This window comes from Microbacterium sp. LjRoot205, from assembly GCF_056175745.1.
This window is the reverse complement of sequence record NZ_JBGFFH010000004.1, coordinates 232,272-256,144: the sequence shown is the minus strand read 5'-3', so window position 1 is coordinate 256,144 and position 23,873 is coordinate 232,272. Positions and strand designations below refer to the sequence as shown.

23 protein-coding genes and 4 tRNA genes are annotated in these 23,873 nt (G+C 67.2%); 15 read left to right on the top strand and 12 right to left on the bottom strand.

All coding sequences use genetic code 11. From position 1 onward, the window contains the following. Position 1 precedes the first annotated feature (1 nt). Together AC04ME_RS11320 and AC04ME_RS11315 are read left to right on the top strand one after the other, a co-directional pair. On the top strand, positions 2–913 hold the full coding sequence (locus AC04ME_RS11320; RefSeq protein WP_311878825.1) for a YegS/Rv2252/BmrU family lipid kinase: 912 nt from the start codon (positions 2–4) through the stop codon (positions 911–913). Continuing rightward, positions 910–2,562 carry a GMC oxidoreductase gene (locus tag AC04ME_RS11315; protein WP_475435008.1) on the top strand — a complete coding sequence of 551 codons (1,653 nt, stop codon included), beginning with the start codon at positions 910–912 and terminating at the stop codon, positions 2,560–2,562. Before AC04ME_RS11320 ends, AC04ME_RS11315 begins: the two co-directional genes overlap by 4 nt. A gap of 47 nt (positions 2,563–2,609) precedes the next feature. Here AC04ME_RS11315 and AC04ME_RS11310 read toward each other — a convergent pair whose 3' ends face one another. From AC04ME_RS11310 to AC04ME_RS11295, 4 genes are all read right to left on the bottom strand, one after another. After that, positions 2,610–4,769: a 3-hydroxyacyl-CoA dehydrogenase NAD-binding domain-containing protein gene (locus AC04ME_RS11310; protein WP_475435006.1), complete on the bottom strand. Its 2,160-nt coding sequence runs from the start codon at positions 4,767–4,769 to the stop codon at positions 2,610–2,612. A 5-nt stretch (positions 4,770–4,774) separates the two neighbouring features. After that, positions 4,775–5,980: a thiolase family protein gene (locus tag AC04ME_RS11305; RefSeq protein WP_056377658.1), complete on the bottom strand. Its 1,206-nt coding sequence runs from the start codon at positions 5,978–5,980 to the stop codon at positions 4,775–4,777. A 73-nt stretch (positions 5,981–6,053) separates the two neighbouring features. Further along, a complete protein-coding gene (locus AC04ME_RS11300) occupies positions 6,054–7,247 on the bottom strand; it encodes a ribonuclease D (RefSeq protein ID WP_311878829.1) in 1,194 nt (397 codons plus the stop codon). Then, on the bottom strand, positions 7,240–7,821 hold the full coding sequence (locus AC04ME_RS11295; protein ID WP_042540241.1) for a DUF3000 domain-containing protein: 582 nt from the start codon (positions 7,819–7,821) through the stop codon (positions 7,240–7,242). Before AC04ME_RS11295 ends, AC04ME_RS11300 begins: the two co-directional genes overlap by 8 nt. Before the next feature lie 25 nt (positions 7,822–7,846). Here AC04ME_RS11295 and AC04ME_RS11290 point away from each other — a divergent pair, with 25 nt between their 5' ends. After that, positions 7,847–9,001, top strand: coding sequence for an alpha/beta hydrolase family protein (locus AC04ME_RS11290; RefSeq protein ID WP_079112862.1), 1,155 nt, complete (start codon positions 7,847–7,849; stop codon positions 8,999–9,001). On the opposite strand, the gene AC04ME_RS11285 is transcribed toward AC04ME_RS11290, so the two are convergent. Both AC04ME_RS11285 and AC04ME_RS11280 read right to left on the bottom strand, forming a co-directional pair. Further along, entirely contained in the window at positions 8,985–9,416 is a 432-nt protein-coding gene (locus AC04ME_RS11285) for a SufE family protein (protein ID WP_056377665.1), read from the bottom strand. The two genes, AC04ME_RS11290 and AC04ME_RS11285, sit on opposite strands and share 17 nt — an antisense overlap. Before the next feature lie 19 nt (positions 9,417–9,435). Beyond that, positions 9,436–10,329, bottom strand: coding sequence for a sulfurtransferase (locus tag AC04ME_RS11280; protein ID WP_475435002.1), 894 nt, complete (start codon positions 10,327–10,329; stop codon positions 9,436–9,438). A gap of 144 nt (positions 10,330–10,473) precedes the next feature. Between AC04ME_RS11280 and zapE the strand changes: the two genes are divergently transcribed. The 3 genes from zapE (at position 10,474) to AC04ME_RS11265 (ending at position 13,476) form a co-directional block, all read left to right on the top strand. Further along, the gene (gene zapE / locus AC04ME_RS11275) at positions 10,474–11,523 is read left to right on the top strand and encodes a cell division protein ZapE (protein WP_079112861.1); all 1,050 of its coding nucleotides are present in this window, start codon (positions 10,474–10,476) and stop codon (positions 11,521–11,523) included. A 115-nt stretch (positions 11,524–11,638) separates the two neighbouring features. Beyond that, positions 11,639–12,877, top strand: coding sequence for an ammonium transporter (locus AC04ME_RS11270; RefSeq protein ID WP_042540252.1), 1,239 nt, complete (start codon positions 11,639–11,641; stop codon positions 12,875–12,877). Positions 12,878–12,897: 20 nt separating this feature from the next. Then, positions 12,898–13,476 (top strand): type II toxin-antitoxin system PemK/MazF family toxin, encoded by a 579-nt coding sequence (locus tag AC04ME_RS11265; protein WP_475435000.1) that lies wholly within the window; start codon positions 12,898–12,900, stop codon positions 13,474–13,476. On the opposite strand, the gene AC04ME_RS11260 is transcribed toward AC04ME_RS11265, so the two are convergent. Beyond that, positions 13,422–14,120: a Pr6Pr family membrane protein gene (locus AC04ME_RS11260; RefSeq protein ID WP_197066001.1), complete on the bottom strand. Its 699-nt coding sequence runs from the start codon at positions 14,118–14,120 to the stop codon at positions 13,422–13,424. The two genes, AC04ME_RS11265 and AC04ME_RS11260, sit on opposite strands and share 55 nt — an antisense overlap. 96 nt (positions 14,121–14,216) lie before the next feature. On the opposite strand from AC04ME_RS11260, the gene AC04ME_RS11255 reads away from it, so the two are divergent. Beyond that, the gene (locus tag AC04ME_RS11255; protein WP_042540254.1) at positions 14,217–14,600 is read left to right on the top strand and encodes an SPW repeat domain-containing protein; all 384 of its coding nucleotides are present in this window, start codon (positions 14,217–14,219) and stop codon (positions 14,598–14,600) included. 50 nt (positions 14,601–14,650) lie between these two features. Here AC04ME_RS11255 and AC04ME_RS11250 read toward each other — a convergent pair whose 3' ends face one another. Beyond that, positions 14,651–15,097 carry a GIY-YIG nuclease family protein gene (locus tag AC04ME_RS11250; RefSeq protein ID WP_475434997.1) on the bottom strand — a complete coding sequence of 149 codons (447 nt, stop codon included), beginning with the start codon at positions 15,095–15,097 and terminating at the stop codon, positions 14,651–14,653. A gap of 222 nt (positions 15,098–15,319) precedes the next feature. Then, a tRNA-Val gene (locus AC04ME_RS11245) sits at positions 15,320–15,395 on the bottom strand. Between the two features lie 152 nt (positions 15,396–15,547). Here AC04ME_RS11245 and AC04ME_RS11240 point away from each other — a divergent pair. The 3 genes from AC04ME_RS11240 (at position 15,548) to AC04ME_RS11230 (ending at position 15,839) form a co-directional block, all read left to right on the top strand. Further along, positions 15,548–15,620: transfer RNA gene (locus AC04ME_RS11240), tRNA-Gly, on the top strand. 53 nt (positions 15,621–15,673) lie between these two features. After that, positions 15,674–15,744, top strand: a tRNA-Cys gene (locus AC04ME_RS11235). A gap of 23 nt (positions 15,745–15,767) precedes the next feature. Beyond that, positions 15,768–15,839: transfer RNA gene (locus AC04ME_RS11230), tRNA-Val, on the top strand. Between the two features lie 183 nt (positions 15,840–16,022). On the opposite strand, the gene AC04ME_RS11225 is transcribed toward AC04ME_RS11230, so the two are convergent. The 3 genes from AC04ME_RS11225 to AC04ME_RS11215 form a co-directional block, all read right to left on the bottom strand. Continuing rightward, positions 16,023–17,369, bottom strand: coding sequence for a cryptochrome/photolyase family protein (locus AC04ME_RS11225; RefSeq protein ID WP_475434995.1), 1,347 nt, complete (start codon positions 17,367–17,369; stop codon positions 16,023–16,025). 56 nt (positions 17,370–17,425) lie between these two features. Then, positions 17,426–17,845, bottom strand: a complete 420-nt coding sequence (locus tag AC04ME_RS11220) for a DoxX family protein (protein WP_052492931.1) — start codon at positions 17,843–17,845, stop codon at positions 17,426–17,428. Between the two features lie 63 nt (positions 17,846–17,908). Next, the gene (locus AC04ME_RS11215; protein WP_475434992.1) at positions 17,909–18,856 is read right to left on the bottom strand and encodes an alpha/beta hydrolase; all 948 of its coding nucleotides are present in this window, start codon (positions 18,854–18,856) and stop codon (positions 17,909–17,911) included. A gap of 177 nt (positions 18,857–19,033) precedes the next feature. On the opposite strand from AC04ME_RS11215, the gene AC04ME_RS11210 reads away from it, so the two are divergent. From AC04ME_RS11210 to AC04ME_RS11190, 5 genes are all read left to right on the top strand, one after another. Then, the gene (locus tag AC04ME_RS11210) at positions 19,034–20,191 is read left to right on the top strand and encodes a sensor histidine kinase (protein WP_475434990.1); all 1,158 of its coding nucleotides are present in this window, start codon (positions 19,034–19,036) and stop codon (positions 20,189–20,191) included. Next, on the top strand, positions 20,188–20,847 hold the full coding sequence (locus AC04ME_RS11205) for a response regulator transcription factor (RefSeq protein WP_475434988.1): 660 nt from the start codon (positions 20,188–20,190) through the stop codon (positions 20,845–20,847). Before AC04ME_RS11210 ends, AC04ME_RS11205 begins: the two co-directional genes overlap by 4 nt. Positions 20,848–20,920: 73 nt before the next feature. Beyond that, positions 20,921–21,280, top strand: coding sequence for a YnfA family protein (locus tag AC04ME_RS11200; protein WP_042540263.1), 360 nt, complete (start codon positions 20,921–20,923; stop codon positions 21,278–21,280). A 121-nt stretch (positions 21,281–21,401) separates the two neighbouring features. Then, entirely contained in the window at positions 21,402–23,327 is a 1,926-nt protein-coding gene (gene thrS, locus AC04ME_RS11195) for a threonine--tRNA ligase (protein ID WP_235558975.1), read from the top strand. Continuing rightward, positions 23,324–23,872: an HIT family protein gene (locus AC04ME_RS11190; protein ID WP_056376973.1), complete on the top strand. Its 549-nt coding sequence runs from the start codon at positions 23,324–23,326 to the stop codon at positions 23,870–23,872. Before thrS ends, AC04ME_RS11190 begins: the two co-directional genes overlap by 4 nt. The last annotated feature ends 1 nt before the right edge of the window (position 23,873 follow it).

Sequence of the window (23,873 nt, the reverse complement as noted above, 5' to 3'; positions counted from 1 at the left end):
CATGGCTGAGCACATCGCCGTGCTGTCGAACCCGTTCGCCGGCAAGGGGCGCGGAGCGCATCAGGCCGAAGCCGCGCTCGCCCACCTCCGCGCCCGAGGTCTGGACGTGCGCGTCTACACGGGAGAGTCGGCCGCGTCCAGCCGGATCCTGGTGGCACAGGCGCTCCGTGAGAGTCCTCGCGTGCTCGTCGTCGTCGGAGGAGACGGCACGCTCTCCGCCATCCTCGACGCGGTGTGCGCAGCCGGGGTGCCGGTCGTCCTGGTGCCGGCCGGCACCGGCAACGACCTCGCTCGAGCTCTGGGTCTGCCCCGCCGCGACCCGGTCGCCGCGGCGGAGCTCGTGCTGACCGGCGTTCCCCGAGCGATCGACATCGGTGAGATACGCGCGGCGGGGCGCGTCGATCCATTCCTGACGATCGCCGCGCTCGGGTTCGATGCGAAGGTCAGTGATCGCACCAACCGGCTGCGCTGGCCGCACGGTGTGCTGCGCTACTACCTCGCCCTGATCGTGGAGCTCGTGCGCCTCCGGCCGATGGAGTTCACGGTCTCCGTCGACGGCGCCGCGCCCATCCACGCGCCCGGCACGCTCGTCGCGGTGGGCAACACCGAGAGCTACGGCGGGGGCATGCCGTTGTGCGTCGGCGCCGCCGCCGACGACGGGCTGCTCGACATCGTGCAGGTCGCGCCGCTGACTCGGCTTCGGCTGCTGCACCTGTTCCCGCTGCTGTTGCGCGGAGCGCATCTGACCAGACCCGAGGTGACCCATCGCCAGGCTCGTTCCGTGACGGTGAGCGCCCCGGGGCTCGTCGTCTACGCCGACGGAGAGCGCATCGCCGACAGCGAGTGCACCATCGGAATCCGCCGGTCGGCTCTGACGATCCTGGTGCCCACGACTGCGCAGGAGCAACGATGAACGATACCTCGCGCGATGCGCAGGACAGCGGGGCCTTCGACGACGAGGTCGTCGTCATCGGCTCGGGGTTCGGCGGCTCGGTGGCCGCATTGCGGCTGGTGGAGAAGGGCTATCGCGTGCGCGTGTACGAGGCGGGTCGTCGCTTCGAGGACGAGGACTTCCCGAAGACCAACTGGAACGTCCGCCGCTATCTGTGGGCGCCGAAGCTCGGATGCTTCGGCATCCAACGCATCCATCGTCTGCCTCATGTGATGATCCTCGCGGGAGCAGGGGTGGGCGGGGGCTCCCTCAACTACGCCAACACGCTGTATCAGCCCGGCGGCGCGTTCTTCGATGACCCGCAATGGAGTGCTCTCGCGGATTGGGAGACCGACCTCGCGCCGCACTATGTGACAGCGAAGCGGATGCTCGGAGTGGTGGAACGCTATCCGCACACGGGCCCCGTCGAGCGCATCATGGCGGGCGCAGCCGACGACCTCGGAGTGGGTGGCACGTTCCGCAACGCACCTGTCGGGGTCTGGTTCGCCAAGCCCGGCGAGCGCACAGCGGACCCCTTCTTCGGAGGGGAGGGTCCGGACCGCACAGGCTGCACGCTCTGCGGCAACTGCATGGTCGGATGCCGCGTCGGCGCCAAGAACACACTGATGAAGAACTATCTCGCCCTCGCAGAGAAGCGCGGTGTCGTCATCGAGGCGTTGCGCACCGTCACCGAGGTGCGCGAACTCCCCGGCGGTGGCTTCTCGGTGACGACGGAGCGAAGCGGGGCATGGTTCCGGAGCGAGCGCCGCACCGTCCGTGCACGCCAGGTGGTGCTGGCAGCGGGGACCTGGGGCACGCAGCAGCTGCTGCATCGGATGAAACGCGCCGGAGCCCTCCCACGGGTGTCGGACGCGGTCGGCCGCCTCACCAGGACCAACTCGGAGGCTCTCGACGGCGCCGTCGCCGTTGCTGTCCCGGCCTCCCTCGAGCTCGCGCGCGGCGTCGCGATCACGACCTCGTTCCACATCGATGCGAGTACGCACGTCGAGAATGTGCGGTACGGGCCGGGATCGAACCTCATGGGGGCGCTCGCGTCGATCATGGTGCCCGGTGATCGCGGTCTCGGACGACGACTGGCGAGTCTGATCGGTCAGTTCGTGCGTGCGCCGATCCGTCAGCTGCGTCTGGGCTCACTTCGACGCTGGAGTGAACGCGGCATCATCGCGCTCGTGATGCAGACGGTCGACAACTCCCTCTCGCTGTCACTCCGGCGACGGTTCGGGCGGCTGGTCATGACCAGTGCACAGGGACACGGCGAACCGAACCCCAGTCATCTGCCGCAGGCGCACCGCGCGGCCGCGGCGATCGCAGCGCGGGTCGAGGAGGAAGGCGGCGTTCCGGCTGCGGCCCGAGGCTCGTGGCCCGAGGTCTTCGGCATCCCGCTGACTGCTCACTTCCTCGGAGGCGCCGTGATCTCGTCCACCCCCGAGACCGGCGTGGTCGATCTCTACCATCGGGTATGGGGTCACCCGGGGTTGCACGTCGTGGATGGCGCCGCCGTCCCGGCGAACCCCGGGGTGAACCCGTCGCTGACGATCACCGCGCTCGCCGAGCGCGCTCTGTCGCACTGGCCCCGCCGCGGCGAGGCCGATCAGCGCCCGCCGCTGTAGACACGACGGAGGGGGCCGCCTGATGGCGGCCCCCTCCGATGTTCAGATCAGCGGTTCTCGATGCCGCGGATCTGCGGCGTGTGGAACTCGCCGCCGAACGCCCGCTGCGAGGCGCCCTCACGGTCGAGGTACGGCGATGCGCCGCCGTCGATGAACGGCCAGCCGGCTCCGAGGATGAGGCACAGATCGATGTCCTCGACCTCGGGCACGACGCCCTCGTCGAGCATCAGCTTGATCTCGCTCGCAAGGCCGTCCTGCACGCGCTGCAGAATCGTCTCTGCCGACGCCGGCGTCTTGCCGACGGCGGGCCTCAGCAGCTTCTCTGCCTGCTTCGTCCAGCCGGTGACGCGACCGCCCTTGTCCTTCTCGACGACCGCATCGAGCTCTGCGAGCGCATGGAAGTTCTCGTTCGCATAGAAGCGGTCGGGGAACGCGTGCGCCATCGTGTCCTGCACATGAGCGGCGACCTTCCATCCGACCAGGTCGATCAGCTGGAACGGACCCATCGGAAGGCCGAGCGGCGCGAAGGCCTTCTCGACGTCCGTGATCGGGGTGCCCTCGTAGACCGCGCGAGCTGCTTCGCCCATGACCTTCGCCAGCAGACGGTTCACCACGAAGCCCGGGGCGTCGGCGGTGAGCACCGCGTTCTTGCCCAGGTTCTTGGCGACGACGAATGCCGTCGACAGCGCGGCCTCGGAGGTGCCCGGTGTCTTCACGATCTCGATCAGCGGCATCACCGCGACCGGGTTGAAGAAGTGGAACCCGACGAGGCGCTCGGGGTGAGCGAGCTTCGCGCCGATCTCTTCCACAGACAGCGACGAGGTGTTCGTCGCGAGGATGGCGTCTTCGGCGATGACCTTCTCGATCTCGCCGAACACCTGCTGCTTGACGCCGACCTCTTCGAAGACGGCCTCGATGACGAAGTCGCAGTCGGCGTAGAGACTCTTGTCGGTGGTGCCGGTCACGAGCGCCCGGAGCTTGTTGGCGGAGTCCGCGTCGAGGCGACCCTTCGCCTCGAGCTTGCCGATCTCCTCGTGGATGTAGGCGACTCCCTTGTCGACGCGCGCCTGGTCGAGGTCGGTGATCAGCACGGGCACCTGCAGCTTGCGCACGAACAGCAGCGCGAACTGGCTGGCCATCAGGCCGGCGCCGATGATGCCGACCTTGCTCACCTTCTTGGCCAGGGCCTTGTCGGGAGCGCCGACCGGGCGCTTCGCGCGCTTCTGCACCAGATCGAAGGCATACATCGAGGCGGCGAACTGGTCACCCGTCACGAGATCGGCGAGGGCCTCGTCTTCTCGGGCGAAGCCCTCGGCCTTCGTTCCGCTCTTCGCCTTGTCGAGCAGGTCGAGTGCGGCATACGGAGACTTCGGAACCGTGCCGATCTTCGACTCGAGCATGCCTCGGGCCATCTTGATCGCGATCGGCCACTTGGTGAGTCGTTCGATCTTGCCCGGCTCGTTCTTGCGCTCGACCTTCTTGCCCCCGAGGACCGCATCCGCCCAGGCGAGAGAGTTCTCGAGGTAGTTGGCCGCGGGGAAGATCGCATCGACGATGCCGAGATCGAAGGCCTGCTGCGGCTTCAGCATCCGGTTCTGCTTGAGCGGGTTCGAGATGACGACCTCGAGAGCGTTCTCGATTCCGATCAGGTTGGGCAGAAGATACGCCCCACCCCACCCGGGGATGATCCCGAGGAAGACCTCGGGGAGCGCGATCGCCGCTGCGGAGGCGTCGACCGTGCGGTAGCTGGAGTTCAGCGCGATCTCCAGACCGCCGCCGAGCGCGAGGCCGTTCACGAACGCGAACGACGGCACTCCGAGCTCGCCGAGCTTGCCCAACACCTTGTGACCGAGCTGCGCGATCAGGCGGGCGTTGTCACGCGAGCCGACCTTGCTGATGTCGGAGAGGTCGGCGCCGGCGGCGAGGATGTACTGCTTGCCGGTGATGCCGACCGCCTGGATCTCTCCGGCAGCGGCGCGGGCGGCGAGCCCGTCGAGGGTCTCGCCGAGGGCGGTGAGCGTGGCGGGTCCCAGAGTGTTCGGGCGGTTGTGGTCGCGTCCGTTGTCGAGGGTGATCAGCGCGAGGACCTTGCCCGACGCGAGGCGGATGTCACGCACGGGGGAGTGCGTGATCACCTCGCCGTCGGTGAGAGCCTGGATGGGGGAGAAGTCGACATTCGCGTACTGCTCGGAAATCGAGTTGGCCATCGGGCTTACTTCCTCTTCTTGCCGTCGTAGTGCGGGTTCTCCCAGATGACGGAGCCGCCCTGCCCGAGACCGACGCACATGGCCGTCAGGCCGTAACGCACGTCGGGGCGCTCGGCGAACTGCGCCGCGAGCTGGATCATCAGACGCACACCGGATGCCGCGAGGGGGTGACCGAGTGCGATGGCGCCGCCCCACTGGTTGACACGGGGGTCGTCATCGGCGATGCCGAAGTGATCGAGCAGCGAGATGACCTGAATCGCGAAGGCCTCATTGAGCTCGAACAGGCCGATGTCGGCGATCGTCAGTCCGGCCTTCTTCAGGGCCTTCTCCGTCGAGGGGATCGGTCCGATTCCCATGATCTCGGGCTGAACGCCGGCGAAGGCGAACGAGACCATGCGCATCTTCGGCGCCAGGCCGAACTCCTTCACGGCTCCACCGCCGGCGAGCAGCGACATCGTCGCGCCGTCGGTGAGCGGCGACGAGGTTCCCGCCGTCACCCGACCGTGCGGGCGGAAGGGCGTCTTCAGGGCGGCGAGGTCGTCCATCGTGGTCTGCGGACGACGACCCTCGTCCTCGGTGGCGAGACCCCAGGCGCCGTCGGCGCCCTTGGTCGCGACCGACACAAGATCGGGCTGGATCTTTCCGGCGTCGTAGGCCGCCTGCACCTTGTGCTGGCTGAGCATGCCGAACCGGTCGGAGCGCTCCTTCGTCAGGTGCGGGAAGCGGTCGAAGATACGCTCGGCCGTGACGCCCATGTTCAGGGCACCGGGGTCGACCATGCGCTCGGCGACGAAACGCGGGTTGGGGTCGGCGTTGCCGCCGATCGGGTGGTGGCCCATGTGCTCGACACCGCCGGCGAGAGCGAAGTCGTACATGCCGACGCCGATCGACGCGCCCATGGTCGTGACGCTGGTCATCGCGCCGGCGCACATGCGCTCGACGGCAAGTCCTGGCACAGTCTGCGGAAGCCCCGCGAGAATCGCCACGGAACGGCCGAGGGTCAGACCCTGGTCTCCGGTCTGACTGGTCGCGGCGATGGCGACATCGTCGATGCGGTCGGCCGGGACGGCTGCGTTCCGCTCCATGAGGCCGATGGTCGCCTTGACAGCGAGGTCATCAGCGCGGGTGTTCCAGTACATGCCTTTTTCGCCGGCGCGCCCGAAGGGGGTGCGCACTCCATCGACGAAGAAGACGTCCGATATTTCGGCCACTCTGCCTCCAAGTTTGTGCGGTGGCCTCAGTCTATGGAGGGCCGGAAACGGGGAGGAATCGGTTGGATCGAACCTACGAAGCGTCCGACGGGGGCTCGTCGGGTGTTTGCGCGGCTTCTACAAAGGCGTCGGCGATCTTCTGTGCAGTCTGTGCAATCTGCCAGGGGCGGGCACCGAGCTCCGCGAGCGCGTCGCCGATGGCTTCCGGCGTCGTTCCCGGCACGTCCCAGGCCACCCGGCGGAGGTGATCGGGGGTGAGCAGGTTCTCCGTCGGCATTCCGAGCTCCTCAGCCGTGGCCTCGACGACGGGGCGCGCGGCCTTGAGGCGCGCATCGGCCTCCGGATTGCGGTCCGACCATGCCCGAGGTGGCGGCAGCGTGTCGCTCGGAACCCGCTCACGGGGCAGCTCCTCCGTGGTGCGTCCATCGACCATCGCCTGCCACCAGCGATCGAGTTGCGTACGGCTCGCTCGACCTTGGAAGTCCTTGATGCCTGCCAGCGCCTGCTTGCTCTGCGGGTTCGCGAGCACCGCAGCGATCAGTGAGCGATCCGGCACCAGACGTCCCGGAGAGACATCCTGATCCTGCGCGAAGGCCTCGCGAGCCTGCCACAGCGAGCGCGCGACGGCCAGGTTGCGCGCACCGCGCACCTGGTGGAGCCCGCTCAGGCGACGCCAGGGGTCTTCGCGCGGAGGCTTCGGGAGTCGGGTGAGCGTGGCGGCGAACTCCTCGGCGGCATACGCGGTCTTGCCCTGCTCTTCGAGCTCCGCCTTCAGCGCCTCATAGACGTCGATCAGGTACAGCACATCGAGCGCCGCATACTCGAGCCAGGCAGGGGGGAGCGGTCTGGTCGACCAGTCCGCCGCAGAGTGCTCCTTCTTGAGGGTGATGCCGAGCGTGTTCTCCACGACGGCAGCGAGACCGACTCGTTCGTGACCCAGCAGACGCGATGCGAGCTCGGTGTCGAAGATCTCCTGCGGCAGCAGATCGAGTTCGCGAAGCGAAGGGAGATCCTGGCTGGCTGCATGGAAGACCCAGAGCACATCGCCGATCGCCTCCTGCAGCGGGCTGAAGTCGCCGAGCGCCGGGGGGTCGAAGAGGAAGACCCCCGCGTCTCGGCGGAAGACCTGCACGAGATACGCCCGCTGGGAATAGCGGAATCCGGATGCCCTCTCGACGTCGACGGCGACAGGGCCTGTGCCTGCGGCCAGTGCAGCGCACGCTGCACGGAACTCCGAGACGTCGGAGATCACGGAGTATTCAGTCACGTGCTGCCTTTCGCGCGCCGATAACGGCGATGCCCTCGGAACCCGGCGGAAGACCCGCCAGCATCCCGACCAGTTCGACCCAGGCCTCGACATGGGGTGCGAAGGGGCCCTCGGGTGTCCAGGACGCCCTCAACTCTATCTGTGCGCCGTCTCCTTCGACGGCGAGGCCACCGAAGCCCTTCGAGAGGGTCTTGGTCGACGTGCCGGACTCGGAGTGATAGCCGGCGCCCCTGGAGTCGAGCGCGTCGACGAGCCACGACCAGGTGACATCGGCGAGCAGGGGATCGGTGCCGATCTCCGTCTCCAGCGGAGCCTGGGCGAAGATCACGATTCGCCAGTCGCCGTCCCATGCTGCCGGGTTGTCGGGATCATGCAGCAGCACGAAGCGTCCGGTGCCGTAGGCGGACTCCCCGCTGTCGTCCGGGCGGACGTCTGCGGCGAGCGCGAGGGCGTGCGGAGCCAGGCCCTGTGGTGTGGGTATCTCGCGGATGGTGATGTCTGCGCGGAAGGCGATATCGCGCAGTTCGGCCACGGCGGCGTCGAAGATCGTCCCGGCATCGGGGTGAGCGGTCACGGCAACAGGCTAGAGTCAGGAAGCGATGAAGAGTCTCAGGCACGCCGTTGCGCTCCTTGTCCCTGCACTGCTCGCTCTCGGGACGGCACTGGCCCTGCTCGTCTTCAGCGTGGCCCGCCGGGTCGTTATTCCGAAGAAACGACCGGCCGACGTCGAGATCCTCGCGGTCGACACCGGCGCGCAGACGATCGAGCTCACTCGAACACGAGACACCGAGCTGCCGGGGCGTTACGGTCTCTTCACCTCGGGCACGTACGGGTACGTCAAGCTCGGTGCGGTGCTCAGCGCCGACGCGACGACCGTGCGGCGCAAGCTGCTCACGCAGATCGAGCCCGGCGCCCGCGTCGACAGGAGTGCGGGATTCAGCGGCTGGTACTACTCGACGCCCAGCGAGCTGCACCTGCCATGGCAGAACGTGCTCATCGGGTCACCGGCGGGTCCGTGCCCCGCGTGGCTCTTCCCCGGCGAATCGTCGACGTGGGTGGTCCAGGTGCACGGCCGCGGAGTCACCCGTGCCGAGTGCCTTCGCGCAGTCCCCGTGCTGCACGCGGCGGGCTTCCCGAACCTCGTCGTGTCGTACCGGAACGACGGCGAGGCTCCACGCAGCCGAAGCGGCTCCTACGCGCTGGGGGCCGCCGAGTGGCGCGATGTGGACGCCGCTGTCTCGTACGCGCTGCGCCACGGCGCTGAGCGCGTGATCCTGATGGGATGGTCGATGGGGGGTGCGGTCGCTCTGCAGACCGCACTGAACTCGGGCAACCGCGACCGCATCGCCGGACTGATCCTCGAGTCGCCCGTGATCGACTGGCGCAGCGTGCTGCGCTTCCAGGCGCGAGCGGCGGGAATGCGCGCGCCGCTGCCGGATCTGGCTATGAGCGCGCTGTCCGTTCCGCTGACCGCGCGGCTCAGCGGCGCTGAGAACGCGATCTCGTTCGACAGCCTTGACATAGTGGCGCGCGCGGATGAGCTGAAAGTGCCCATTCTCATCCTGCACAGCGATGACGACGGATTCGTGCCGGCCGACGCGTCGCACGCGCTGCAGCAGGCCCGCCCGGATCTCGTCACCATGCCGGCATTCTCGGGCGCTCGGCACACCAAGATCTGGAACTACGACCAGACCGGGTGGAGCGACGCCATCACCGGATGGCTCGCCGCTCAGGGCTTCAGCGCTTCTGCCTGACCTGCTTCTTCGCGCGCATGAGCATTCCCGTCATGCCGCCGATGCGCAGGGGCGACACGGCTCTGGTGAGCCCGATCGACTGCGGGTAGTCGTCGGGGATCGCCAGGACCTCGTCAGCAGTGAGGCCGGTGATGCCCTGCACGAGGATGCTCGCGAACCCGCGCGTGGTCGGTGCCTCGGGCGGAGCCGTCGCGTGCATCGTGACCACGCCGTCATTCACCTCGACGTAGATGTAGACGGGGGATTGGCACTCCGCGACGCGCTCGCACATCTCCGGGTGGTTCGCGACCTCCTCGGAGACCTCGGGCAGCTCGTCCGAGTACTCCAGCAGGAGCAGCAGACGATCCGCTTCGGGGGTCTCGAGGAATCCGTCGCGGATCTCGGCGAGGGTGTCAGGAAGTTCGCTCTTGCTCATCCCCGCCATCCTCCCACGGTCAGAGGGATCCGGGCTCCGATCCGGTGACGATCGGGACGCGCACCGCGCTGCCCCACTCGGTCCACGAGCCGTCGTAGTTGCGGACGTTCTCGAAGCCGAGCAGGTGCCTGAGCACGAACCAGGTGTGGCTGGAGCGCTCACCGATGCGGCAGTACGCGACGACGTCGTCGCCGTCCGCAAGCCCGGCGCCGTCGCGGTAGATCGCATCGAGTTCGGCACGCGACTTGAAGCCGCYGTCCTCTGCGACCGCCTTGGCCCACGGCACGCTCTGAGCAGTCGGGATGTGGCCTGCGCGCAGAGCGCCCTCGTCGGGGTACGCCGGTGCGGTGGTGCGCTCACCGCTGTACTCCTCGGGGGAGCGGACGTCGATCAGGGGGCTGCCGATGTGTGCGAGAACGTCTTCCTTGTAGGCGCGGATCACAGAGTCATCGCGCTCGACGACGGGGTACTCCGTCGGTGTGATCTGCGGTGCGTCGCGGGTGATCTCTCGACCCTCCGCGATCCAGCGATCGCGACCGCCGTCGAGCAGTCGCACGTCCTCGTGGCCGAAGAGCGAGAAGACCCAGAGTGCGTAGGCGGCCCACCAGTTGTTCTTGTCGCCGTATATCACGACCGTGTCGTCGCGGGAGATGCCCTTGCTGCTGAGCAGCTTCGCGAACCCCTCGCCATCGACGTAGTCGCGGACGACCGGGTCGTTGAGCTCGGTGTGCCAGTCGACCTTCACGGCGCCCGGGATGTGACCGGTCTCGTAGAGGAGCACATCCTCGTCGGATTCGACGACGACCAGGCCGGGCGTGCCGAGGCGCTCGGCCAGCCACTCGGTGGTCACGAGCCGGCCGGGCTCGGCATACTCGGCGAACTTGGACGAAGTGGTGTCGAACTCGATGGCCACAGGGATCTCCTCAGACGGTGAGCGGCGATGATGCAGGGGTGACGGCGTAATGTGGAGCCGATACTTCGACGATAGATCCACGCCGCGCGCCCTGCACCGGATTCGTAAGACTTCGACACAGGTGCGCCCCGATACAGGACCGTGATGACCGACACGCCCACCCGCACGGGCATCGTGCACCTGACAGATCGACAGCCGACCGTCACCGGTCCCGAGATGCTGGCCAGCCTCGTGCCGCCGCCGCAGTTCGACGGCGCCACGTTCGAGAGCTATCGCGCCGACGAGGCGTACCCGTCTCAGGAAGAGGCGAAGGAGACACTGATCCGCTTCGCCGGACGAGGCGCTCCTGTGAAGCGCGGTGGATTCTTCGGCCGAGCCAAGAAGGAGCCCGAGACGAAGCCGGGCGTCTATCTCGACGGCGGCTTCGGCGTCGGAAAGACCCACCTGCTGGCCTCGATCTATCACGCGATGCCCGCGCGCAGGAAGTACTTCGGCTCGTTCATCGAGTACACGGCTCTGGTCGGCGCGCTGGGATACAAGAACACCGTCGACCTGCTCAAGGGCGCCGATCTGCTGTGCATCGACGAGTTCGAGCTCGACGACCCGGGCGACACCATGGTGATGACGCGCCTGATCGGCGAACTCGTGCCGACCGGCACCAAGCTCGCCGCAACCTCGAACACGCCGCCGAACGCGCTGGGAGAGGGACGCTTCGCCGCGCAGGACTTCCTGCGTGAGATCCACGCGATGTCGGACAGCTTCCAGACGATCCGCATCGACGGCGTGGACTTCCGCCAGCGCGCTCTCGACGGGCACGCCGTCGTCAGCGATGACGATGCGTACGACCGCGCGATCGAGGATGGGGCCGGCCGGGGCATCGCATCAGACGACTCGTTCGCCGATGTGATCCGTCACCTGGCTCGCGTGCACCCCTCGCGCTACCTCCGGATCATCGCAGGACTCGACCTCGTGGGCCTGAAGGACGTGCGAGTTCTGACGGACCAGTCCGAGGCTCTGCGCTTCGTCGCGTTCGTCGACCGTGTGTACGACGCGCAGATCCCGATCGTCGCCACCGGTGTGAGCCTCGATCAGGTGTTCGCGGAGGAGATGCTGAGCGGCGGATACCGCAAGAAATACCTGCGTGCTATCTCCAGACTCAATGCACTTACACACGCGGATCGCAGTGTCGCGTAACGCGATGTTCACACACGCGGCGTCTCTGTAACGCCGCCGCAACAAACCTCACGCATTCCGGAAATCGGGCGGCCTCACACTGAAGCTCTCAGTTTCCCGAATGTGAGGTTTGACTATGGATGCTCCAGGCAACATCTCCTGGGCGATCACCGCGACCGCCCTCGTACTGCTCATGACGCCCGGCGTCGCCTTCTTCTACGGCGGTCTCGTCAAGGCCAAGAGCGTCGTCAGCATGATGATGATGAGCTTCGGCTCGATCGGCCTCGTCGCCGTTCTGTGGATCCTCTTCGGGTTCTCGATGAGCGCCGTCGACAGCCCCACCGCCTTCGCAGGCAACCCCTTCGCCGACATCGGCCTCTCCAGCCTCGCGGCCGGTGAGGGGTCGAACGTCGCACTTCTCGGAGTCGCATACGGTGCGACCTTCGCGATCATCACCGTCGCACTCATCTCGGGTGCCATCGCCGACCGTGCGAAGTTCGGCAGCTGGCTGATCTTCGCCGGCGTCTTCGCCACGGTCGGATACTTCCCCGTCGCCGCATGGGTCTGGGGCGGCGGTTGGATCATGAACCTCGGCACCACGCTCTTCGGTGAGGACAGCGGCATCGGAGTGATCGACTACGCCGGCGGTACCGCTGTGCACATCAACGCGGGTGCTGCCGCGCTCGCGCTCGCAATCGTCCTCGGCAAGCGCATCGGCTTCCAGAAGGGCATCCTCAAGCCGCACAACGTTCCGCTGACCCTCCTCGGTGCTGCTCTGCTGTGGTTCGGCTGGTTCGGCTTCAACGCCGGTGCCGAGTGGCTCGCAGAGGACATGGGCGGCGTCGGACTCATCGGTCTGAACACCCTCGGCGCTACGGCGGCCGCGATCCTCGGCTGGATCCTGATCGAGAAGATCAAGGACGGAAAGCCCACGTCGGTGGGTGCAGCGTCGGGTGCCGTCGCCGGTCTGGTCGCCATCACCCCCGCCTGCGCCAACCTGACCCCCGGGTGGTCGCTGCTGCTCGGTGCCGTCGCCGGCATCGTGTGCGCACTCGCGGTGGAGATGAAGTTCCGCCTCGGTTTCGATGACTCGCTCGACGTCGTCGGCATCCACCTCGTCGGTGGCCTGATCGGAACGCTCTACCTCGGCTTCTTCGCCTCCGGAACCGGTCTCTTCGTCGGTGGCGACGCACGCCAGCTCGCCGTCCAGGCGATCGCAGCTCTCGGTGTGCTGGTCTACTCCTTCGTCGTCGCCTTCATCATCGGCTTCGCGATCGAGAAGACGATCGGCTTCCGCGTCACCAGCGAAGACGAGATCGCCGGTGTCGACCAGGTCGTGCACGGCGAGGAGGGATACGCACTGGCCGACGCCTGAACTCCCGTTAGGGTGACCGTGTGAGCAACTCGAACGGCATCCTGGCAAGACTCGCGGAGATCCTCTTCACAGCACTGGGATCTGACCGGGCGTCTCGGACGAACACTCGTCCGGGACGCCCGGTCTCGCGTGTACGGACCTCCGAGGAGGTGCGCTCCGCAGCATCCGCCACGAGAAGCGCGCCGCGGGGAAAGGAGACGGTGCGCGTCGACCCCGACCGGATCGAGCAGTTCCGCATCGGCTACGCGCCCGACCGCGACGGCGCACCGGACGCGGGAGAGATCATCTGGACCTGGGTGCCGTACGAGGAGAACGACGGCAGGGGCAAGGACCGTCCGGTGCTCGTGATCGGGCGCGAATCGGCGGATCGGGTCTACGCGGTGCGAATGACGAGCAAGGCCCACGACGGCGACCGCGACTATCTGTCGATCGGTTCCGGAGACTGGGACTCGCAAGGACGCGAGTCGTGGGTCGATATCGAGCAGCTCTACAGCGTGCACGAGAGCGGTCTGCGCCGCGAGGCGGCCGTGCTCGACCGTTCTCGTTACGGTCGGGTGGCATCGGCGCTGGCACGTCGGTACGGCTGGGCGAGCGCGTGAGCATCTGACTCTTTCGAGCGTCTCGGGGTCCCGAAGCTGCGCACTCTGCTGAGCGTCCACACCAGCGAGCCGGATGCGACGAGAGCCGCCACGAGTCCCGCGACGTGCAGTGTCAGAGACATGCCGCCCCGCTCGGGCAGCAGGAATCCGTATGGCACCCAGCCGTCCGTGATGCCCCTGAGCAAGACGACGCCCAGCCATGCGACCGGGTACGGGAGCACGAGCCAGAGGCGTCGCCACGGCATCGGAGCACGATCGCCGATGAGCACCCAGTCGAATACCAGCAGCACGGGGAACAGGGTGTGGAGTGCGAGGCTCACCCAGGCCGGCGCGCTTCCGGTTCCCGGTACCAGCACGTTGTACACGACGCCCACGACGATCATGCACGCAACGGCCACGGCACGAGCGCTGGTGAGCGGTACAGGTATCGAGCGACGGCGAATCGTCAGCAGCCCCGTCGCTATCAGGACACCAGCGGTCAGCAGACTCGTCAGATTCGTGAAGTAGCCGAAGTAGTCGACCAGACTCGCTCCCTGACGGGGAATTCCGATCACATACGTGAACACCAGGATCTCGACCACCACTCCGCCCACGAGCACACGGAGGATTCCGATCCCAGGAGAGGCAGGCGGCAATGACGTCATCCGTTCAGGGTACGAGCGGGACTCCTGCAATCCGTTCGGCGAAGCGCTGCGAACCATCTGTGAGTCGCAGCACGCGACGACATCACAGGAGGCATCATGCGTTTCATCCCCACCAAGGTCCATGGCATCCTCGACTACGTCGTCGGAGTGGCGCTGATCGCTGCTCCGTGGCTGTTCGGCTTCGCAAACGTCGGCGGTCCCGCCGTGATCATCCCGATCGTGCTCGGCGTCGGCCTCATCGTCTACAGCCTGTTCACGAAGTACGAATGGGGCCCCTTCGGCTTCATCCCGATGCCCGTCCACCTCGTCTTCGACATCGTCGCGAGCCTGTTCCTGGCGCTCTCGCCCTGGATCTTCGGCTTCTCGACCGAGGCGCCCAACGTGTGGCTCCCGCACGTGGTCGTCGGTGTCGCCGTGATCCTGGTCGTCCTGTTCTCACAGCCCCAGCCTGCGAGCGTCAAGGCCACAGCACGCGCCTGATCCATCTGCACTCTGAAGCCCCGCACGGAACGTCGGCCCCGTGCGGGGCTTCAGTTCTGCAACGCCGAGCTCACCCAGCGTGCGTACTGCTGCCAGGGTTCGCCCTCAGTGCGCAGCCCCGCAATGTGCGCCGACAGGATCGGGGTGAGCGTGAACCACTCGCCCCCCTCGCGGGCTTCCGCGAACTCCCGATGTCTCGCCTGTTCGACTTCCCGACCGCCACGCTCGAAGGCCAGGAGCTCTTCGTGCCGGATGCTGGCGAGGCGTTGCCGAGGGCGACGGCTGGTTCCGATCTTGACTCGGCGGTCATAGCGGATGTAGTAGACCACCTCGATCACGGGCCTGGGCAGACCGGGATCCGGCGAGTCCCCGTATCGCCATCCGCACCAGGCGCACATCAGCGCCGCTGCCTCGCGCACTGCCTCCGCGTGGCCGCACAGCGAGCAGGGGCTGGGTAGCTGGATGGCCGACACGGTCGGCACGCTACCGGCAGCCACCGACGTCGAACCTCGCCTAGCTGCGCCGCAGCGAGCCGGAGTCTTGGAAGCGCTGCGACGAGCGGGTCGAGATCCCGGGAGTGGATGGTCTCCCACACCGCCGGCATCCCGCGGCTGCGGTCGCCCGAGAGGAAGTCGTCGAGCAGAGTGGTCATCCTGTGCCGGGCGACGATCCGCTCATGGGTGCGAAAAAACCCCGCGACACCTGAGTGTGCGGGGTTGTGGTGGGCGATACCGGACTCGAACCGATGACCTCTTCCGTGTGAAGGAAGCGCGCTACCAACTGCGCCAATCGCCCATACCTGTGGGGTACGTCAACCGATACTACCCGACGGTCGGAGGCGAAGTTGACCATGCTGGGAGACACGCGCGAGATTCGGTTTGAGTTTTGACAGTCGCCGATCATCGGCTAATGTTTCATAAGTGCCCGGGACAACAACCGGGAACAACGCGGATGTAGCGCAGTTGGTAGCGCACAACCTTGCCAAGGTTGGGGTCGCGAGTTCGAGTCTCGTCATCCGCTCAAGTGCAGGGGCCTTCTTCGGAAGGCCTTCCGCACGTGGGGTCAATCCACACGGTGGCGTGGCCGAGCGGCTAGGCACCGGCCTGCAAAGCCGTTTACACGGGTTCGAATCCCGTCGCCACCTCAGTAACTGAATAGCCCGAACGGGCGCGATTGGCGCAGCGGTAGCGCGCTTCCCTGACACGGAAGAGGTCACTGGTTCGATCCCAGTATCGCGCACAGAGAAACCCCCGGTTTTCCGGGGGTTTTTTGTTTCTCCGGGGTGATCTTTCGCCGAACGAGCCGACGAGGAGATCGTTCACTCGGCGGTGATGAGCGTCGGAGCAGGGTCCTCCAGCCCGCTTCGTAGCTCGACCCGTGTTCACGCGACGGGAGCGGGGCAACTGCCCGCTCACACTGCGATCAGGTCGGCTGTGACGACCGCTTGACCACGTCGTAGGCGGCGAGCGCAGCCTTGCGTGTCGCAGCGAGATCGACGATCGGCTCCGACGGAGCATCCGATGCCCACTGCGAGATGTAGAGACCGTTCGGGTCGAACTTCTTCGCCTGCAGTTCGGGGTTGAAGACACGGAAGTACGGTGCGGCGTCAGCGCCGGACCCTGCCACCCACTGCCAGTTGAACGGGTTGYTCGCGCCGTCAGCATCGACCAGCGTGTCCCAGAACCACTCCTCGCCGCGACGCCAGTCGATCAGCAGGTTCTTCACGAGGAACGATGCCGTGACCATGCGCACCCGATTGTGCATGAAGCCGGTGTGCCAGAGTTCCCGCATGCCCGCATCCACCAGCGGGATGCCGGTGTCGCCATGCTGCCACGCCTCGAGCTGCGCCGGATCGAGCGGCGGCCACGGGAACGCGTCGTACTGACGGCGCAGATTGACGGTCGCCAGGTCGGGGGAGTGGAACGTCGTGTGCCAGGCGAACTCGCGCCAGCCGAGCTCCGAGAGAAAACCTGCGGCGCCGTCGGCGTCGACCGCCTCCTGCCAGACGGTGAACGGGCTGAGCTCGCCCCAGCGGAGACGAGGCGAAAGCAGAGAGGTGGCACCGGCCGACGGCTCGTCACGGGCGCGGTCATATGACCCGATGTCCTCGTGCAGGAAGGAGCGCAGCCGGGCGCGCGCGGCGGGCTCGCCGGGCTCCCAGGTCTCGCGCAGTCCGCCGGCCCAGTCAGGGCGGGTGGGCAGCAGGTTCCAGTCGTCGAGGTCGTCTGAGGCCGGCGCGCTGGCGACCCCGTCGAGGCTTCGCGGTGCGGGGAACGGCGCTCGGGGCGTGGGAAGCGCGAGGCAGGCGCGCCAGAAAGGGGTGAACACCGAGAAGTGGGTGCCGCTGCCGGTCTTCACCGTCCACGGCTCGTGCAGCAGCGATGCCTGGAAGGACGTCACCTCGAGTCCGTCGTCGCGCAATGACGTCTTCAGGGTCGTGTCGATGTCACGTTCGGCACCGCCGTAGCGCCGGTTCCAGAACACGGCTGTGGCTCCGGTGTCGGTGACCGTCTCGCGCACGACGCGCTCGGCCGGACCACGCCGGAGGATGAGCGATGCGCCGAGGTCCTGCACCCGTTCGCTCAGCGACGCGAGGGAATGGTGCAGCCACCAGCGAGCAGCACCGCCCAGCGGTCGTATGCCGGGGGACTCCTCGTCGAGGACGTACAGCATGACCAGGGGTTCGTCGCGATCGATCGCTGCCCTCAGTGCCGGATTGTCGGCGAGCCGAAGGTCGTCGCGGAGCCAGACGAGTGAGGGAGAGACCATGGCACCATTCTCACCCGAGCGTCCGAACCGGTGGGCGGGGTTGCGCGCCTGGGACCTCAGCGGCTACGGCGCGCCGGTCGCCTGCGCGCGGGAGCGGGCTCGGCGGTCGACCACACAGCCCACAGCACCAGGAGCGGCTGGAGGAAGAGGCGTCCGAAACGACGAGCCTCGGTGTCGAGACCCGGCGTCGACCGTCGGGTTCGCCACTGGTGCACGTTCCCGGGGAAGACGGCGACGAAGAACGCGGCAGTCGCGAAGCCCATGCGGCGTCTCTCCTTCGGGAGGGCGAGCAGCCCGACGGCGAGAGCGACCTCAGCGGCTCCCGAGGCGATCACGATCGCGTCCTTGTCGAGGCGCGTGGCCTTCGTGGCCCAGTCCGGCACGACGACCCGGAAGCCACGGGTGCTCACGAAATGGACGATGCCGATCGCCCCGAGTGCGAGTGCGAGGATCCAACGCGCCAGTGCTCTGATCATCTGCTCACGCTACCCCGACGGCTCCGGAGGGCATACGGTTCGTCGGAGCGCCGCCACGCCCGGTCATCCGGAACCGAGCATTCGGGCGCCCTCCCATTCGCGAAACCCGTCGGCGATCTCGGGTGCGTGCGTGTGATGCAGATAGTGCTCGCCGTCGACGGGGATGACGGTTCCGTCGTCCACGGCCGCGGCCTGGCGCTCGTGCAGGTCGAGCCAGTTCGGAGTGACCGCGTTGTCGGCGACCACGAACAGCAGGAGCGGGAGTCGGTCGGGAAAGCCGGTGCCCGCGGCATCCGCGAAGTTGGTCCTGATGTGCGTCATCTCATCGAGATAGGTCGGGGAGAGCGAGTTCCGATTGCTGAGGAGCGCCATCTGCTCGCGCGCGTCGTCGTAGTCGAGGCCGCCCAGGTCATCGCCCGTCAGGCTCGTGATGACTCGGACCAGGCCCAGACTCTTCGCCGCGCCCAACAGTCCGACGGGGAACTCCGTGTCCATGTTCGGCTGCCCCGGCACGCTCGTGTCGATGCCGACGAAGGCCGTCACCTCATCCGGGTATCGCTCGGCGTACTCGATCGCATAGATCCCGGCGATCGAGTGCCCCATGAGCACGTACTCGTCGACCTGCAGCACCCGGAGTGCCTCGTGGATCTCGCCGACGATGTTCTCGGTCGTCCGCTCGGTGTCGGTGCCGTCGCTCAGACCATAGCCGAACGGTTCGACGACGATCACCCGGTGATCTTGCGCCAGATCGGATACCAGCGGCGCGAAGTCGAGCACAGGCGAGGCCGTGCCGAAGCCCGGGAGAAGCACGATGTCGGTCGCGCCCTCTCCTGCGACGAGGACGTTCATCTCGCGACCGTCGACCACCACCGTCTGACCGTAGGGTTCGATACGGTCGCGCTCGGTGGCTGTGGCTACCGCATTCACGATCGTCGTGGTCGTGAGACCGACCGCGAGAACGCCGCCGATCGCGGTCAGGACGAGGAGGGTTCTCTTGATGGATCTGCGCACGGTGGCCTTCCCGGCGCACGCGGAGATCGGGAGGAGCGCGCGCCTGCTCTCCAGCCTGACGAACGCGAGACGCCCGCGCGTCAGCCCTCGACAGACATCCGCATACCGCGTTCGCGGTATGCGGATGTCATCCGGCGGGAGGATCCGAGCGTCGCGGAGACGCGAAATACTGGATGCATGCCGTCGACCCGTGAACCCCGTGTCGGGATTCGACTGAACGATGTCGTCGTCGTCGCACTGATCGTGATCTTCGCGCTGCTGCCGTTCCCCGACGACACCTTCCGCGCGCGAGGACTCCTCTTCGTGCCGGCGCTCGTCGCCGCTGCGGTCATGCCCTTCCGTCGTCGTTGGCCGCTCGTGGTGCTGGCGATCAGTCTGCTGTGCGCCGTCGCGTCTGCGGCCGCAGGCACCATCTCACCGAGCGCGCTGCTCGCCGCAGCGATCGGCTGCTACTCCGCCATCGATCGACGCGGACGCGGCATCGGACTGATCGCGGTCGCAGTCTCAGCCGCGGTGGTCTTCCTCTCGAACGGCTGGGCCCTTGCGGGGGATCTTCTCGACTCGACCGCGCTGCAGTTCGTCCTGCTCGTCGTCCTCGGCGGTGCACTCGGAGACGCGGCCAGATCTCGGCGGGAATTCGCCGCCGCGATGATCGAGCGCGCGGAGCGCGCCGAGCGGAACCGCGATGACGAGGCGCGCAGACGCGTCGCTGAGGAGCGGGTGCGCATCGCCCGAGACCTCCACGATGTCGTAGCGCATCAGATCGCGGTGATCAGCCTGAACGCCGGTGTCGCCTCGTCGGCGCTCGACAGCAGGCCGGAGCGCGCCAGGGAGGCTCTCACCACGGTGCGCAGTGCATCTCGCACGGTGCTCAGCGACATCGGCGGCCTCATGTCGCTGCTTCGCTCCGATGCTCTCGACGACCCCGAAGACCGCCGGCCGCAGAGCGGGCTGGCCCAGCTGGACACCCTGATCGACGGTTATCGACGAGGTGGGCTCCGAGTCGATCTGCGGCGCCAGGACGACGGGTTCGTGCTGTCGCCCGCGAGTGACCACGCGGCGTATCTCGTGCTGCAGGAGGCACTCACGAACGCCCACAAGCACGGCCTCGGAGGCACAGCCACCGTGGCGCTGCGCATCGAGAGCGCGGCCCTGCACCTGACGATTGTGAACCCGACCAGAAACGTCGCACCTGCGTCGCCGGCCCCCGGCAACGGACTCCGTGGCATCCAGGAGCGGCTCGCAGCGGTGCGTGGAGCGGCACACTTCGGCAGCGATCGAGGTGTCTTCTCGCTGGAGGCGTGGATCCCGGTCGAGGGCGTCGATACGCCATGACCGTCTCGGTGCTCGTGGTCGACGACCAGCCTCTCGTGCGACATGCGGTGCGGGACATCCTCATCGACGGTGGCCTCGTGGTCGCGGGGGAGGCATCGAACGGACACGACGCCGTGCGTCTGGCGAAGACGGCCGCACCGGACGTCGTGCTGATGGACATCAGGATGCCGGAGCTCGACGGAATCGCCGCCACCGCTCTCATCTGCGCTCAGAACGACTCAGCCGTCCAGAACGACTCGGCGGCTCAGCCGCGAGTGCTGATCCTGACGACGTTCGAAGAGGACGAGAACGTCGTCGCCGCACTTCGCGCGGGGGCGAGCGGCTTCATCGGCAAAGGCGCGGAACCCGACGAGATCGTCCGGGCTGTGCGCACCGTCCACGACGGGGAAGCCCTGCTGTCGTCGATGGCCACGCGTGCACTGATCGAGCGCTCCATCCGACGCGGCGGATCAGACCCCGCCGCACGATGGACCACCGCCCTCGCTCTCCTGACTCCGCGCGAGCGCGAGGTGCTCGTGCTCGTCGCCGAAGGCCTCGCCAATGACGACATCGCCGCGGGGCTCACGATCTCGCCGCACACCGCGAAGACCCACGTGAACCGGATCATGTCGAAGGCGGGAGCACGCGACAGGGCGCAGCTCGTCATCCTCGCCTAGGAGACCGGACTCGTCGTGACCGGCGCCTGATCCGCATCCTCAGGCGTGACAAGCCCTGCGCCACACTGGGATCATGACCGTCCTGCGCATCAGCATCCTGTTCGTGCTCGCCGCCGTCGCCGAGATCGGGGGTGCCTGGCTGATCTGGCAGGCTGTGAAGGAGAACAGAGGCTGGGTGTTCGCGGTTCTCGGGGTTATGGCCCTCGGCGCATACGGGTTCATCGCGGCGCTCCAGCCCGACGCGAACTTCGGGCGTGTGCTGGCGTCTTACGGCGGCGTGTTCATCGCCGGATCCCTGGCGTGGGGGATCATCGTCGACGGCTTCAAGCCGACGCTCTGGGACTGGGTCGGATCCGCGATCGCGCTGGTCGGCGCGGCGATCATCATCCTCGCGCCGACGGCGGCGGACACCTCGTCGGAGACGGGACTGTAGCGGTCAATCGGCCCCGGGCATGCGAGTAGCCTAGATCCAGACCCAGATGGAGTGTGCAGTGCCTGAAAATGCTCAGCCGAAAGACGGCTTCGCCCTGTTCTCTGACCGTTCAGTCGTCGCGATGCGCGTCAACGGAACCCTCAAGGACCTCGCCGCGACAGTGACGGATGCCGACGAGGTCGAGCCGGTCACGATCGACAGCCCTGACGGACTCAACATCCTCCGACACTCGGCGGCGCATGTGCTCGCGCAGGCGGTGCAGCGGATCAACCCGCAGGCGAACCTCGGCATCGGTCCGCCCATCACCGACGGCTTCTACTACGACTTCGGCGTCGAGACGCCGTTCACGCCCGAGGACATCAAGGCGATCACGAAAGAGATGCAGCGCATCGTGCGTGAGGGCCAGCGTTTCGTGCGCCGTGTCGTCACCGACGACGAGGCGCGAGTCGAGCTCGCCGACGAGCCCTTCAAGCTGGAGCTCATCGGTCTCAAGGGCGGCAAGGAGGCGGCAGAGGGCGCGTCCGTCGAAGTCGGCGAGGGCGAACTCACGATCTACGACAACACGACCCGCGACGGCGAGGTCGTCTGGAAGGACCTGTGCCGCGGGCCGCACCTGCCCAACACCCGCATGATCGGGAACGGCTGGGACCTCACCCGCATCGCTGCCGCCTACTGGCGCGGCAGTGAGAAGAACCCGCAGCTGCAGCGCATCTACGGCACGGCGTGGCCGTCGAAGGACGAGCTGCGCGAGTACCAGCACCGTCTCGAGGAGGCCGCGAAGCGCGACCACCGTCGACTGGGCAAGGAGCTCGACCTGTTCTCGTTCCCCGAGGAGATCGGCTCGGGCCTCTCGGTCTGGCACCCTCGCGGTGGCATCGTCCGCGGCGAGATGGAGCAGCACGCGCGCAGGCGGCACATCGAGGGCGGCTACACGTACGTGTACACCCCGCACATCTCGAAGGAAGACCTCTTCCTCACCTCGAACCACCTCGTCACGTACAAGGAGGGCATGTACCCGCCGATCGTGATGGACGAGGAGCGCGACGACGAGGGAAACATCACCAAGCAGGGCCAGGACTACTACCTGAAGCCCATGAACTGCCCGATGCACATCCTCATCTACAAGGAGCGGGCGCGCAGCTACCGCGACCTGCCGCTGCGCTTCGCCGAGAACGGCACCGTGTACCGCAACGAGCTGTCCGGTGCACTGCACGGCCTCACTCGCGTGCGCGGCTTCACCCAGGACGATTCGCACCTCTTCGTGACGCCGGACCAGCTCGAGGGCGAGGTCTCCAAGGTCCTCGAGTTCATCCTGTCGATGCTCCGCGACTTCGGCCTGACCGACTTCGAGCTCGAGCTGTCGATGAAGGACGACGAGAAGTCCAAGTGGATCGGCTCGGACGAGTTCTGGGAGTCGTCGACCGATGCTCTGCGTCGCGTCGCTGTGGCATCCGGTCTGAAGCTCACCGAGGTTCCGGGCGAGGCCGCCTTCTATGGCCCCAAGATCGACCTCAAGACCCGCGATGCGATCGGCCGCACCTGGCAGCTGTCGACCGTGCAGGTCGACCCCAACCTGCCCGAGCGCTTCGAGCTCGAGTACATGGACAAGGACGGCCAGAAGAAGCGGCCGATCATGATCCACCGTGCGCTGTTCGGGTCGATCGAGCGGTTCTTCGCGATCCTTCTCGAGCACTACGCCGGTGACTTCCCGGTGTGGCTGTCGCCGGTGCAGGTCGTCGGCATCCCCGTCGCAGACGAGTTCGCCGACTACCTCGGCGAGGTCGTCGACACCCTCCGGACGCAGGGAGTGCGGGCTGAGCTCGACACCTCCGACGACCGGATGCAGAAGAAGATCCGCACGCACACGACCGGCAAGGTTCCGCTGCTGCTGATCGCGGGGGAGAAGGACCGCGAGGCGGGCACCGTCTCGTTCCGCTATCGCGACGGCACGCAGGAGAACGGCGTGCCGATCGCCGACGCCGTCTCTCGCATCCGTGCCGCGATCGACGCGCACGCTCTCGTGCAGACAGCAGGGGACCTGGCGTGACGACGCCCTCCGAGCCGTGGGAGGACGCCGGCGAATTCGCCGGCGTCCCCGACGAGTTCCAGCGGCTGTGGACCCCGCACCGGATGGCGTACATCCAGGCGGGCCCGGAGCCGCTGCGCGAGGAGTGCCCGTTCTGCGAGGCTCCGAAGTTCCCGGATGCCGAGCGGCTCATCGTGGCACGGGGCGAGACGGCCTACGTGCTTCTCAACCTGTTCCCCTACAACTCGGGGCACCTTCTGGTCTGCCCGTATCGCCACATCGCGACCTACGACCAGGCGACGCCCGAAGAGGTCGCCGAGATCGGTGCGCTGACCCAGATGGGCATGCGCGTACTCCGAGAGGTGTCACGCTGCGACGGCTTCAACCTCGGGATGAACCAGGGCGCCGTCGCGGGCGCCGGCGTCGACGGACACCTGCACCAGCACATCGTGCCGCGATGGACGTCGGACGCCAACTTCTTCCCGATCATCGCGAAGACCAAGGCGCTGCCACAGCTGCTCGGCGAGGTACGCGAGGCCGTGGCAGACGCCTGGCCGAAGGCCTAGC